Source organism: Tunturibacter psychrotolerans (assembly GCF_040359615.1).
Classification (GTDB): domain Bacteria; phylum Acidobacteriota; class Terriglobia; order Terriglobales; family Acidobacteriaceae; genus Edaphobacter; species Edaphobacter psychrotolerans.
This window is the reverse complement of sequence record NZ_CP132942.1, coordinates 4,998,969-5,011,367: the sequence shown is the minus strand read 5'-3', so window position 1 is coordinate 5,011,367 and position 12,399 is coordinate 4,998,969. Positions and strand designations below refer to the sequence as shown.

General features: G+C 58.0%; 9 protein-coding genes. 3 read left to right on the top strand and 6 right to left on the bottom strand.

What is annotated here, in order from left to right; genetic code table 11:
- The first annotated feature begins 122 nt into the window (after nt 1-122).
- Nucleotides 123-617: a hypothetical protein gene (locus RBB77_RS21140; protein ID WP_353063681.1), complete on the top strand. Its 495-nt coding sequence runs from the start codon at nt 123-125 to the stop codon at nt 615-617.
- Nucleotides 618-897: 280 nt separating this feature from the next.
- Here RBB77_RS21140 and RBB77_RS21135 read toward each other — a convergent pair whose 3' ends face one another.
- Nucleotides 898-2,463 (bottom strand): MauE/DoxX family redox-associated membrane protein, encoded by a 1,566-nt coding sequence (locus RBB77_RS21135; RefSeq protein ID WP_353063680.1) that lies wholly within the window; start codon nt 2,461-2,463, stop codon nt 898-900.
- Between the two features lie 213 nt (nt 2,464-2,676).
- Here RBB77_RS21135 and RBB77_RS21130 point away from each other — a divergent pair, with 213 nt between their 5' ends.
- Entirely contained in the window at nt 2,677-4,404 is a 1,728-nt protein-coding gene (locus RBB77_RS21130) for a hypothetical protein (protein WP_353063679.1), read from the top strand.
- A gap of 863 nt (nt 4,405-5,267) precedes the next feature.
- Here the strand turns inward: RBB77_RS21130 and RBB77_RS21125 are convergent.
- The 5 genes from RBB77_RS21125 to RBB77_RS21105 all read right to left on the bottom strand — a co-directional run bounded on the left by RBB77_RS21125 (nt 5,268) and on the right by RBB77_RS21105 (nt 10,673).
- On the bottom strand, nt 5,268-5,696 hold the full coding sequence (locus tag RBB77_RS21125; RefSeq protein ID WP_353063678.1) for a hypothetical protein: 429 nt from the start codon (nt 5,694-5,696) through the stop codon (nt 5,268-5,270).
- Nucleotides 5,697-5,902: 206 nt separating this feature from the next.
- Nucleotides 5,903-6,403, bottom strand: coding sequence for an REP-associated tyrosine transposase (locus tag RBB77_RS21120; RefSeq protein ID WP_353063677.1), 501 nt, complete (start codon nt 6,401-6,403; stop codon nt 5,903-5,905).
- Nucleotides 6,404-6,630: 227 nt separating this feature from the next.
- Nucleotides 6,631-8,586 (bottom strand): glutamine--fructose-6-phosphate transaminase (isomerizing), encoded by a 1,956-nt coding sequence (glmS, locus tag RBB77_RS21115; protein WP_353063676.1) that lies wholly within the window; start codon nt 8,584-8,586, stop codon nt 6,631-6,633.
- Between the two features lie 9 nt (nt 8,587-8,595).
- Nucleotides 8,596-9,387 carry an FkbM family methyltransferase gene (locus RBB77_RS21110; RefSeq protein WP_353063675.1) on the bottom strand — a complete coding sequence of 264 codons (792 nt, stop codon included), beginning with the start codon at nt 9,385-9,387 and terminating at the stop codon, nt 8,596-8,598.
- A gap of 122 nt (nt 9,388-9,509) precedes the next feature.
- Nucleotides 9,510-10,673, bottom strand: coding sequence for an O-antigen ligase family protein (locus RBB77_RS21105; RefSeq protein WP_353063674.1), 1,164 nt, complete (start codon nt 10,671-10,673; stop codon nt 9,510-9,512).
- A 459-nt stretch (nt 10,674-11,132) separates the two neighbouring features.
- Here RBB77_RS21105 and RBB77_RS21100 point away from each other — a divergent pair, with 459 nt between their 5' ends.
- Nucleotides 11,133-12,332, top strand: a complete 1,200-nt coding sequence (locus tag RBB77_RS21100) for an acetate/propionate family kinase (RefSeq protein WP_353063673.1) — start codon at nt 11,133-11,135, stop codon at nt 12,330-12,332.
- Nucleotides 12,333-12,399 lie beyond the last annotated feature (67 nt).

Here is a 12,399-nt window from a genome sequence, read left to right as displayed (position 1 = left end):
CAAGAACTCGGGCCTCAAAATTCTATCAACTAATTTTCACACTTCTGTCAGGACTTCTTCCTCTGATCTACTGCAAAGTCTCCCTGTCGTTGCGTTGCGGCTCACATTCCCAAGGAGGGTCTATGAAAAACAATTCGACTTTAGCCCCACTGAGCACTATCACACGGAAATTTGCAGTTGGCATCATCATGGCATCGGCCACTTTTGCTCTTGGCCAGTTAAACCATTCAAGCGCCCTCGATGATCGCAACGAAGGGCAGCACAAAAAGTGTTCAAACCGCACACTGACTGGCGACTATGGAATTCAGATTGAGGGCAACAGGACGGATGTGAATGATGCCATCTTGCGGACCCTAGTTCTCGCTCACTTTCGGGGAGACGGCACCCTCACAGAGATCGACCACGTCGTTCTCAACGGCCAGCCTCCCATCGAGGAGTGGAGACCGAGCACCGGCACCTACAACGTCAATCCGGATTGCACCGGATCGGCCTCGATCGACGTTGCGCCCGGCTTTCCTCCGCTTGGCTACCACTTCATCGTGGTGAACCAGGGCCGGAAATTCATCCTGGTGGTCGACGGCGGCGCGATCAACGGGGTCGCTTACAGGGTTGATTGAGTTTGGCCAAGTCAAACATCTAGCCTCGATGAGTGGTAAATCGCCTTATCACTCAATGAGTGCATCAGACTGTTACCAATCGCCGAGATTCACCGGGAGCAACCGACTTGGGCTACGCGGATCCGCCCCTGAGGGGGGCGCGCATTTCATCCCGCGCGGAGCCGGGCCCAATGGTGTCAAGGGACCGTCTCAACGCGCGACAGACCAGTCAAGAATGCACGTCGAGTGCCTCATGCAGCACTGCAGAAGGCCACGGTAACCCGCCGAAGCGCAGTAAGGTCTATTCAGCGACTTGGAGCCGCGAAACCAGGTTCATTATGGCGCTCCTGCCGACGGCGATTTCGCCAGCTACGGTACCGTCAGATGAGAGCAGCACCGCGGAGGGGGTCCCGCCGATGGAAAAGGCGCGCCCCAGCTCAAAGGAGGCATCGTAGATGCTGGGAAAGTGGAGCTCATTTCCATTGCTGGGCGGCGCTGCGGCGCTCTCTATGACAATCAACTCGGGATCGCCGGGGGAGCGGGTCGCCTCCCACTGTCTCAAGTCGGGGAGCATGGTTTGGCAGAAGCCGCAGGCAGAACTCCAGAAGAGCAGCAAGAGAGATTTGCCCCGGTAGGAGACGAGGTCGGCCCCAGCTTCATTTAGCTTGAGCGCAAGCTCACCTGGGAGCGGAACGCCGGGCTGCAGGATCACCTTTGGGCGGTTGGAGGCGGGGATGTGATTAGAGGCGCGGACTCGGCCAGAATCCGGCTGCGGCACGCTGTTAGTGGGTGAACTTTGAGTGGTGAGTCTTTGTGGTGTAAGCGCCACGGATGCAGTGCCAGGGCTTGGCATAGAACGCAGTGCTGAGACGAGGGCGCCGATCTGTTCGCTACCTTGGGCGACTCCGCTGCCAATGGAGCCGTCGGGTGCAACGTGGAGCATGCTCGGAGTGCCAAGGGCCTCGTAGACCTGCTGAACTTCGCGGTCAACCTGAAGAAGGACGGGGATGTTGCGGGCGTTGGCTACCTTCTCGAGGTTCTCCTCTGCGGTGCCTCTGGAGATGAGGATGAACCTCAGCCGGGGATCTTCGTGCTGCCATCGCACGAGCGAGGGCAACAGCGCATGGCAGGGCCCGCAGCCGGGATCGACAAAAGTAAGCAGCAGTGGGGAACCACCGTGAAGAAGATCGGCAAGCGTCCGAAGGCGGCCGGAGAGTTCAGCAAGCTGAAAGTTCGGGGCGCGCGACCCGATGGGTAGGCCTACTCCCGTGTTGATGGCTCGGGAAGTTGCTGCGCCGCTGAGAGCGGTGCCAGGCTGGCGTGAGGAGAGTTCTTCGAACGCGAGCAAGATACGGCCATTCTGCGCAGTGAGTTGGAAAAGAAGGAAGACAATGAAAAGGCCGAGGCAGATTCCGAAAACCGCGAGCAGCAGGGCGGCCTGCTGAATCGGTAAGGCGAGCGCAGTATAAGCGGAGGGCCGCCACAGGACGACGCCGGCCAACGCCATGAGCAGAAGGTTTCGGAAGATAGTGTAGCGGCTGACGGGAGAGGAGCCCAGCTGGCCAAAGCACTGGCAACTAGGACGGCGGCCGAAATGGAGATTGACCCCTATGCCGACACAGAAGGCGCCTAGAAGGGTCAGAGCGGCCACGCCCCCGGACCGTGCCGAAGGAGTGATGAACAGGGCGACGGCGACGCACAACTCGGACAGAGGCAGCAGGATGATCGACACAGGGACGAGAGAGTCGGGCAAGCCGAAGTCTTCGAGCATCTCCCGGGTGGATTGTCTGCTGACAAACTTTGCAACTCCCGCAATCAGGAAGACGAGAGCGAGAAACAGTCTGCAAATCAAGAGCAAGGCGCCCATTCGCTACTCTCCTCGCCATCCATCAAGAGGCGGTGAATGTAACCTCGGCCGGGGCCAACGATAGGGACAGTTCCGCCACGGTCGTGAGCGTGCAGGCAAGAAATGCTTCGCGTTGGCGCAGGCAGTTTGTTGCGTCCGATTCGATGGCTGGCGTAGTATACACGGCAACCGAACGCTTACGACCATTCAACGTTCCACGATCGGAGTGTTCCAATGGCACACTGGTTCGACGGACTTTCGAAGAGCATAGGACGCTTGGAATACTTCAGAGGAACACCTTCGGTTGCGAAGGTGGTGCGTGCGCGACCCGCGCGGCCCTCAAGAGAAAAAGCACGCGTGGCGCAGCGTGGCCCGTGCACCATGTGGCGCGAGAAAGATCTGCTGAGCCAGACCTTTTCCGCGCAAGCCGCGACCTCGTCGGGCCACTATCTCACCTATGACGTCCTCTCTTCCAGAGATCTGAAGACCGGTGCGACCTCTGCATCGACTACGATTCGCAGGGATGGAGAAAGGCTCCTCCAGGTGAAGACGGCGTCGATGCCTGGTGAGGCGTCGAAGCTCTGGGTGGAGTTCGGCCACGAGGTGCAGGGCGCTCCCCACATGCAGGTTACAGTCCGTGGTGAAAAAGCTGAGACAACGCTCGAGGATGGCCACTCCTTCGCGTTGGACCCCAGGGCGAAACGGTTGCTTCACGGAAAGCACCTGGAGGATTCGGCGGCAGTGCTGGATGCTCTGGGTCTTGCCGCAGAGATAAGACTCCCGCAGATATTGCTGGACGGGCGTACACGGGAGGAGATTCGGGAGATCTCCCAGCGGGCCTCGCGGGAGATGCTGGACTGCTTTCTTTTTCCCGAACAGCAGGTGCTCGACCAGATGCTCGACTATGTGCCGGCGTCGTTTCCAGGTTGCAGCGATTGCGAGGACGAATGCGGTAAGAAGCAGACCACCTGTATTGCGGAGGCGGCTAGTGAAGCGAGCGCATGCGGATTTTTCTATGGGGTCTGCTTCGGAGTGCTCGGAGCGATGTGCCTCTCCGACGACGCGGATTGTCTCGCTGTCTGTGACAATCCGCCGGGAAAGTGCTGCCCGGTGCGATGCCAGAGAGGCGGGACGGCGGAGTGCTGCGATGGCGGCAGGCTCTGTTGCGGCGGTCGTTGCTGTCCGGAGGGACAGGTATGCGCCGACCCTGGGAGCGATCTCTGTTGTGCGGTGGGAAGCGGGCCGGCATGCGGCGATTTTTGTTGCCCCTCCGGAACCAAGTGCGCGAGCCACTCACAGGGAGTGTGTTGTCCCGCTGGCGCCGGAGACTATTGTCCCGACGAGTGGGGAACTCCACAGTGCTGTCCCCCTGGAGAAGTGTGCGTCGATCCGTCGTCGGGGCTGTGCTGCCCACGCGATCACGGGCCGGCTTGCGGCGAGTTCTGTTGTGGGCCTAACGAGGTGTGCATGCACGGACAGTGCTGCTCTCCTAATCAGCTCTGCGGCGAGGGAGACAACGCTGTCTGCTGCACCGGGGTCTGCCGCAACGGCCAATGCTGCGAGTGGCCCGCGCACATGTGCGGGCACGTATGCTGTCCACCCTTCAATCTTTGCTGCCAGACTTGGGAGACGTTCGCGACTGGGTTCGGAAGCGGAATCAGAACTCAATGCTGCGGGGCGGGTGACCTCTGCACCGGCGCCGGGTGCTGCCCTCAGGATAGGATCTGCGGACAGCGTTGCTGTCCCGAGGGGCAGCAATGCACCGATCCGGCGAAGGGCGTTTGTGTGCCATGCTCTGGGGAACTCGCGCCATGCCGGACCTACGTCAGGGGAGCCTTCGAAACGATATGCTGCCCGGTAACGCAGACCTGCTGCCTCGGCAAGTGCTGCCCGCCAGGGACCACCTGCTGCACGATCGGAGAAGAGACGGGGTGCTTCGCGCCGTACCAATGCGTGCACTGATTCAGGAACCACGCGAATGGGTGGAGGATCTCCAACGAAGCGTCGGCATACCGCTTGAGCGGAAGTACAAGTAAGCGGATACCCAAATGTTCATTGGCGAGCTACCACCAATGGCCTGCATGCTGACGTGATCATCTCTAGGCCGGCTCGCATGGCAATTTGCCGAAAGCAGGTTGTGTGTAAGTTCACCAGGCGAAACTAGTTAAGTGATGCTCGCCTTATCACTCAATGAGTGCATCGCCCTTTTATCCCCATTAGGGGTAGCCTTCCGTTTAGTTAGTCTTCTGACCGAGTGAAACCCTGGAAGTTGATTGTCTGGTCTTCCTCGGATTCCTCAACTTCGCCCTCATCGTCGAAGCCCTTCGCTAGGGTGAACACGCCCTAGTTGGAACTGGGATTTTTAGGATGGGCCACCCCCCTTCGAAAACTTCTCTGGGATGGAGATTTTTTTTGTGGTGGGGAGTTGTGGTGTTTTTCAGGGGATTTTGTGAAAAAGAGATGTTTTGAGGTGGTTTTTTGATGGTGAGAACGTGGTGGAATGCGTGGTGAACGTGGTGTTTTGGCAGTCACTTTTTCGGGGTGAAAAAATGCGCCAGATTTTTGAGATTTATTTTCGGGTGCTTCCCGTTTTGGGAGTGCGGTTCATTCTGGGTGGCTTAGGAGTTTAGATCGTTCGCGAAGGCTCGCAGTCCATTGAGACTCGATTTCGATGGGGCTTGATTCTCCGGTGGCGTAGTGGTTGAAGCTGCTCCAGCGGTAGTCTTCGGGTTTCGTGACGAGGCCGCGGGTGGTGACCGGGTTGCGGTGGGCACCCGAGCTTTTGTGTGTGGTTGGAAGCGGGAGGGTGGGCCACCCGCCAAAGCCTAGTTGCCTTTTTCTTGTTGTTCAATTCGCTTTTTTAGTTCATCAATATCCAGGCGCGTTTGACTATGAAGCGGCTGATCCTTAGATATAGATAAGAGTTCATTATCATTTTGGTCGCGAACAGAGAAAACGACCGGGGTAGGTGATATGTCTATATCATTGCCTGGTGGGGTGGGTCTGCCTTTGGTGTTTGCTGTGAACCGAAGGACCAAATCGGCGCCCTTTGCGTCCTTCACGATTTGGAATCGCCCCCACTTCGTTAGTTCATCGTAGGCTCGGTCTGTAATCTGTGCGTGGCCCGTTTGATTGTCGATGTATACAGTTTTTGCAGCTAACACGCTGGCTGGGAGCGGAGCAAATTTATCCTTCGCATGAATCGGGGACACGGCGAGAACGAGGGCAAGTGCTACTGTGCTTGCTGCTTTCATGCGGTATCTCCTTAAGAACCATAATCCACTGACTTGTGGAGCACACTCATCGTTGAGGATGGCATTATAGGCTTTCGCCGGAGCTTCGGCTCGCGTTCTAAGCCTAAGGGCATGGTTGGATTTTAGCGGTAGGGGAGGAGAGCGGTTCGTGCTTTCGCACGAATGCCCACTCATGCGGTGAGACTGCATGAATGGGGCACCCGAGGTTAGATCTGGCCATCTGTCTTGGTGGTAGTCCACCCGCGATCAATTTTGATTGGAGTGGGAGTGTTGGCAGCGTAGTGGGTGAAGCTGCTCCACGGATAATCTTCGGGTTTGGTGGCGAGGCCGCGGCTGACGGGGTTGCGGTGAATGTAACGGACCTTCTCTACGAACTTTGCGGTGGTGAAGACGTTGAAGTCGTAGTAACGGGGCTGCCAGAAATGATCGCGGGAGCCTTTGAGGAGCTTTGAGGATTGTCCTTTGAGAACTCGGATGGTGGAGGAGAGGATTCGGTCTTCGGGTTCGCTGAGGAGAAGATGAACGTGCTCGGGCATGAGGACGTAGGCGTAGATGATGAGGTTGTGAGCGCTACGGGTTCGTTCGATGACTTGTTCGAGGATGTGTTTGGGGTCGGGGTTCTGGAGATAGGGGAGACGGTGGTGACAACTGAAGGTGATGAAGTGGAGTTGGCCGGTATTCTGGCGACGTTCGAGGCCTCGAGGCATCTTTGGATTTTAGCGTGGGGGGGAGGAGAGCGGTTCGTGCTTTCGCACGAATGCCCACTCATGCGGTGAGACTGCATGAATGGGGCACCCGAGGTTGTGGCTTGATTTTATGTATGGGCCACCCGCCATCATAATCTCCGATCTTCATGATGAATCGAATGTGATTTTACTGGTGAGTTTACAAAATGTGCACAAAAAATTCGAACGAACAATGAAGACTTTACTCGTTACTCCACGGTGACGCTCTTGGCTAAGTTTCTGGGTTGGTCTACGTCGCAGCCTCGGCGGACGGCTATGTGGTAGGCGAGGAGTTGGAGGGGAACTACTTCTAAGACGGGTAGGAGGAGTTCGGGGGCCTGGGGGATTTGGATGGTGTGCTCTACCAGGTGCTTGATCTCTTCGTCGCCTTCGATGGCGATGGCGATAACGCGGCCGCTGCGGGCGGTGACCTCTTGTATGTTGCTGAGGGTTTTTTCGTACTTGAGGACGCTCGAGGGATCGGTGGGGTCCTTGGTGGCGATGCAGACGACGGGGAGGGTCTCGTCGATGAGGGCGTTGGGGCCGTGCTTCATCTCGCCGGCGGGGTAGCCTTCGGCGTGGATGTAGGAGATCTCCTTGAGCTTGAGGGCGCCTTCGAGGGCGATGGGGTAGTGGATGCCGCGGCCGAGGAAGAGGAAGTCGTTGGCGGTGTGGAAGGATTTGGCGAGCTGGTGGCACTGGTCGTCGACTGCGCGTAGAACGTCTTCGACTTTTCCGGGGAGTTTGCTGAGCTCGTTGACGAGGTGGAGGGATTCGGCGTCGGAGATGGTGCCGCGTACCTGGGCGAGATGGAGGGCGAGGACGAAGAGGGCGGTGAGCTGGGCGGTGAAGGCCTTGGTGGAGGCGACGCCGATCTCGGGGCCGGCGTTGGTGGTGAGGGTGCCCTGGGCTTTGCGGGTGATGGCGGCGCCGACGACGTTGCAGATGGCGAGGGTTTTGCTGCCTTTGGCGGCGAGCTCGGCCTGGGCGGCGAGGGTGTCGGCGGTTTCGCCGGACTGGGTGATGAGGAGGCCGATGGCGTGAGGGTCGGCGATGGGGTCGCGGTAGCGGTACTCGCTGGCGTAATCGACTTCGACGGGGAGGCGGGCGAGGCGCTCGATCATGAACTTGCCGGCGAGGCCAGCGTGCCAGGAGGTTCCGCAGGCGGCGATGGTGATCTGGCTGGCGTTTTTGAAGTCGGCGTCGGAGAAGTGCATCTCGGTGAGGTGGACTTTTCCGGTGTCGAGGGAGACGCGGCCGAGGGTGGTGTCGCGGATGGCGCGGGGCTGCTCGTTAATTTCTTTGAGCATGAAGTGCTTGTAGCCGGCCTTTTCGGCCTGGATGGGGTCCCAGGTGATGCGCTGGATTTTTAGTGGGATCGGCTGTGCGTCGAAATCGGTTAGGTGCACGCCTTCTTTGGTGAGGACGGCTAGTTCGCCGTCGGCGAGGAAGTGGATGTTGCGGGTGTGGTGGAGGATGCCGGGGACGTCGGAGGCGAGGAAGAACTCGCCGTCGCCGATACCGATGACGGCAGGCGGGCCCATGCGGGCGGCGACGAGCTTGTTGGGCTCGTGCGCGGAGAGGACACCGATGGCGAAGGCTCCGGTGATGCGCTTGACGGCGCGGCGGACGGCTTCTTCGAGGGGGATGGTGGGGGCGGAGCCGTTGAGGGGGAGGGTGAGGACGGCTTCGGAGGTGTTGGCGTCGGGCGCGGCGACGGTGGGATTTGGGTTTTTGCCGGCGGCGAGGTTTAGCTCGTCCTCGATGAGGTGGGCGATGATCTCAGTGTCGGTTTCAGAGACGAACTTGTGGCCTTTGGCGATGAGGGCGCTCTTGAGGGAGAGATAGTTTTCGACGATGCCGTTGTGGACGACGACGAGGGTGCCGGAGCCGTCGCGGTGCGGATGGGCGTTCTCTTCGGTGGGGCGGCCGTGGGTGGCCCAGCGGGTATGGCCGATGCCGAAGGAGCCGTCGATGGGGGAGTCGTGGATGACGGTTTCGAGGTTGCGGAGCTTGCCGGGGGCGCGGCGGAGGGCGAGGCCGGTGGGGCCTCCGGCTACGGCGATGCCGGCGGAGTCGTACCCGCGGTACTCGAGGCGGCGAAGGCCTTCAATGATGACGGGGACGACAGACTGAGGGCCGATGTATCCAACGATTCCACACATGGAATGAGTTTAGATGGCGACGACCGATTCTGCCTCAGGGAAGGGCTGGGACTTTTGGGGGAGGTGTTCTGCGAGGGCTGACTTGCGGACGAAGATGGCGTCGACCTGGAGGAGCCTGCCAGTGGTGGGGTCGCGGAAAGAGGGCTCGAGGTCCCAGAGATTGAAGCCGTGGTCGGACATGGCAGCGGACATCTCGGGCATGAGGGTTTCGCCCTGGTAGAGGGGGAGGAGGGACATCTCCAGCTGCACGGCGAGGGCCTGCGAGAGGATTCTGGGAGCTCCGGTGAGGACCTGAAGCTCGAATCCCTGTACGTCGAGTTTGAGGAGAGTGCGGCTTTTGAATGCGGGGGGAGGGAGGACGTCGTCGAGGCGGCGGATGAGGACTTTTTCTTTGTGGAGATAGCCGGAGCGTGGCGCGGCGGAGAGGTGCGAGTCGAGCATGGGGAGGAGGGAGCTGCAGAAGGAGTCGGCAGAGACGTTGATCTCGGTTTCGCCGGTGGTGGCACCGAGGGCGATGCCGGCTACTGTCCAGAGGGGATCGGATGCGGCGGCCGTTTGGAGTTTTTGATATGCGGTGCTGCTCGGTTCGAAGGAGAGGATTTTGCCGCGGTAGTCGACGGTGCGGCAGAGCTGCGCGAATTGGCCGGCGTTGGCGCCTACGTCGAGTATGAGGTTGAGGTTGAGAAGAGAGAAGAGGCGGCGATAGCGGAGTTTTTGTGAGCTGTAGACGTCAGTCTTCCGAATCTGATGGCCGGTGGCTTCAACTACGGAGCGGATGGAGTGTCTTATGGAGTGCGTCATGTTGTTGTCTCGAGGAGGGCGGTTGCGAAAGTTGAACAACTGCGGACTCCTATGGGATTACTGTCTCGACGGGCCGGATAGGTTGGCGAAAGCGCGGAATGTTTTGAAATATGGATGACTCCTTACGATTCTTGAAGTCGTTGGGCGTCCGTTGTTAGAAGTGGAGAACGGAGAGTTGCAGCAACTGGAGACAGATTCTCAAACGGGAGATATACGGCTGCCGCGACGACACACCAAAAGCAGAAGCCTGCCGGTTCAGCCTGGAGCTCTCCGCCGACCGCATTGAGAAAGAGCGCGGCACAGAATAATCCGACGACGGCGAAGCCAGTTTTTCCGGGACGGCTGAGATACAACTTGAATATTCCCCAACCCAGAACTGCCCAAATCAACAGGAAGGCGACCAGGCTCACAAGGCCACCACCAGAATATATTTCGATAAACGCCGAATGGGCGGTGCCCAACCCTGGATTGATCTCGGGCCCGTAGATCCTGGACACGGCGACGTACCCCAATCCTAACCACGGTCCCTTTTCGACAGTAATTTCGATCAAGTGTGTCCAGAGCTCGAGACGTCCGCTAATGGTCAAAAGATCCTCGATCTTGCGTTGAGCATTCAAGGCTGTAATGAGGCTGTCAGCTATAAAAGGCAGAGTTAAAAGAGCCAACGTAGCGGTCTTTCGAAGCACGGGGATTGGTGGACGTCTGAGAACGGCAAGTATCAGGAATGCCAACAATATTAAGTAGCTTGTACGCGTCAAGGAAAAGACAAGTACACCGCCAAAGATGATCGCCCAGAAGATGAATTTTTTTCGAGGCAAGTCACTCTTGATGGTCAGCAATAGAATTAAGCCGATGACGGACACGGTGCCAGTTTGTGCAATCAGGTCGCCTCGGAAACGTGTCGATTCAAAGTCGGATTGGACGAAGACCAGGTCAGGCATTAGAAATGCTGCCGCTATGTCCGCAATCGTCAAAATACCGCATCCGAGGAACAGGTTATGCAGAGTCTCTGCGATTCCAAACCTGCCAGTGAAACGCATGATGAATGCGACCATTACGCCGAGTTGATACACTTTGAACGCTGAAAAAACCGGTGCCTCGGAGAAGAATACGGACACTCCCAAGAGACCAATCAGGATGATGCTTAGTATCTGTAGATTGGAAAGACGGAACTGAGCGGTTGCTTGGGGTTTGGTCTGATACGAAGTGTCGAGGAATAACCAGCAACCTGCTACTCCCCAGACGATCACCTGAAGCAGGATGACCCAGTCAAGCGTGTACGACAACGAGTCAGTGGCGTCTCGCAGTCGAAACTTCGGCGGGCCCGCAAGAAGAAGAAAGAACAGGATTCTGTACGTGAGCGTAGGGTGGCTTGGATGCGAGGCATCGTCAAAGGTATCTGGTGATGAAATCCTCTGTGCCATCAGATTGATGGGGCATCATGTCGGGTTAGGAGCATCATGCCGAACCTCCGATATACCAACCCTACGTCCGGGACTGTGCTGTTTTGTCAGTATCTTGTCAACGATTTGCAACGATTCATGCTGATTGCCTGATCGCTCGAAGTTGCACATGAAGGCAGTGGATCCTGGCCTCCGCGATGGTGTCGCTAGTGCTGGCGTTGACCGCTGCGGCTTCGCTGCAGTTGCGGGGTTGAGAAGCGATCGACAGGATGAATAAGGTTTTACGGGGAATTTACGGGTGGTTGCGGTTCCCAGTGTACCGTAGCAATAGAGTGAGGTGCTGTGCACGTACTCGTTATCAACAGCGGATCTTCGTCGATAAAGTTCTCCCTTTTTGAGGCTGGGGAAGATGAGGCTCGGTCATTGTTTGAGGGAGAGGTGACCGGGATAGGCGGAACGAAGGGGGCCTTCAAATTTCGCGACGCGGGTGGGCGGGATTTGAGCGGTGGACGTAGCGAGGTAGAGGCGAAGACGCCGCTTCAGGCGATCGGGCTGGTTGTTGGGGCGGTGTGTCAGAAAGATCTGCCGAGGGTTGATGCGGTTGGATATCGGGTCGTGCATCCGGGGGCGAAGCTGGACCGACATCAGAGGATCACCGATGAGGTGCTGAAGGATCTTGAGGAGGCGGTGGTTTTTGCGCCGCTGCATGATCCCGCGGTGATTGAAGTGATCAAAGATACGATGGCGAAGTTTCCGAGTGTGCCGCACTACGCTTGCTTCGATACCGTATTTCACCAGACGATGCCAGAGGAGGCTACGACGTATCCGATTCCGCTGGAATATCGGGAGCGAGGAGTTCGTCGGTATGGGTTTCATGGCCTGAGTTGTGAGTCGATTGTGCAGAGTCTGCGAGCGGAGGAGATGATTTCGTTCCCGAAGCGAATGGTGATTGCGCACCTGGGGAGTGGATGCAGCGTGACGGCGTTGGTCGATGGATGTTCGATCGATACGACGATGGGGCTGACACCAACGGGCGGCGTGGTGATGGGGACGCGGCCGGGAGATCTCGATCCGGGGCTGGTGCTTTATCTGCTGCGAGAGACGACGGGCAATCAGGTGGGCGCGCTGGAGAAGATGCTGAATCATGACGCGGGGATGGTGGCTCTCTCGGGGCTGCCGAACGATATGAAGGCTGTTCGCGAGGCTGCGGCCAAGGGCGATGCGCGGGCCCGGCTTGCCACGGAGATCTTTACTCGAAGTGTAAAGAAAGCGCTGGGCAGCTTTACTGCATTGATGGGCGGGATTGATGCGGTTGTATTTGCGGGTGGCATCGGGGAGCATGATGCCCGATCGAGGGAAGAGATTGTTGCAGGAATGCGGGGCTTAGGGATCTCGATTAATTCTGAGTTGAACGAAGCCGGGAGCGACGCCGCGCGGGTCGTAAGTGCATCAGACTCTATAACGGCGGTGCTTGTTGTGCCGACGAAAGAGGATTGGATGATAGCGATGCACGTACACGAGCTGGCGGGATCTAACAATTAGTTCCATGTAAGTTACAAATTTATTTTTCTCTTTCCAACCTAGTGAATTCCGATTCAAGGAGCTTTTT

Coding starts and splice junctions, on each gene's coding strand:
- RBB77_RS21130 (WP_353063679.1), top strand. CDS start 2,677: ATGGCACACTGGTTCGACGGACTTTCGAAGAGCATAGGACGCTTGGAA.
- RBB77_RS21125 (WP_353063678.1), bottom strand. CDS start 5,696: ATGAAAGCAGCAAGCACAGTAGCACTTGCCCTCGTTCTCGCCGTGTCC.
- RBB77_RS21135 (WP_353063680.1), bottom strand. CDS start 2,463: ATGGGCGCCTTGCTCTTGATTTGCAGACTGTTTCTCGCTCTCGTCTTC.
- RBB77_RS21140 (WP_353063681.1), top strand. CDS start 123: ATGAAAAACAATTCGACTTTAGCCCCACTGAGCACTATCACACGGAAA.
- RBB77_RS21120 (WP_353063677.1), bottom strand. CDS start 6,403: ATGCCTCGAGGCCTCGAACGTCGCCAGAATACCGGCCAACTCCACTTC.
- RBB77_RS21110 (WP_353063675.1), bottom strand. CDS start 9,387: ATGACGCACTCCATAAGACACTCCATCCGCTCCGTAGTTGAAGCCACC.
- glmS (WP_353063676.1), bottom strand. CDS start 8,586: ATGTGTGGAATCGTTGGATACATCGGCCCTCAGTCTGTCGTCCCCGTC.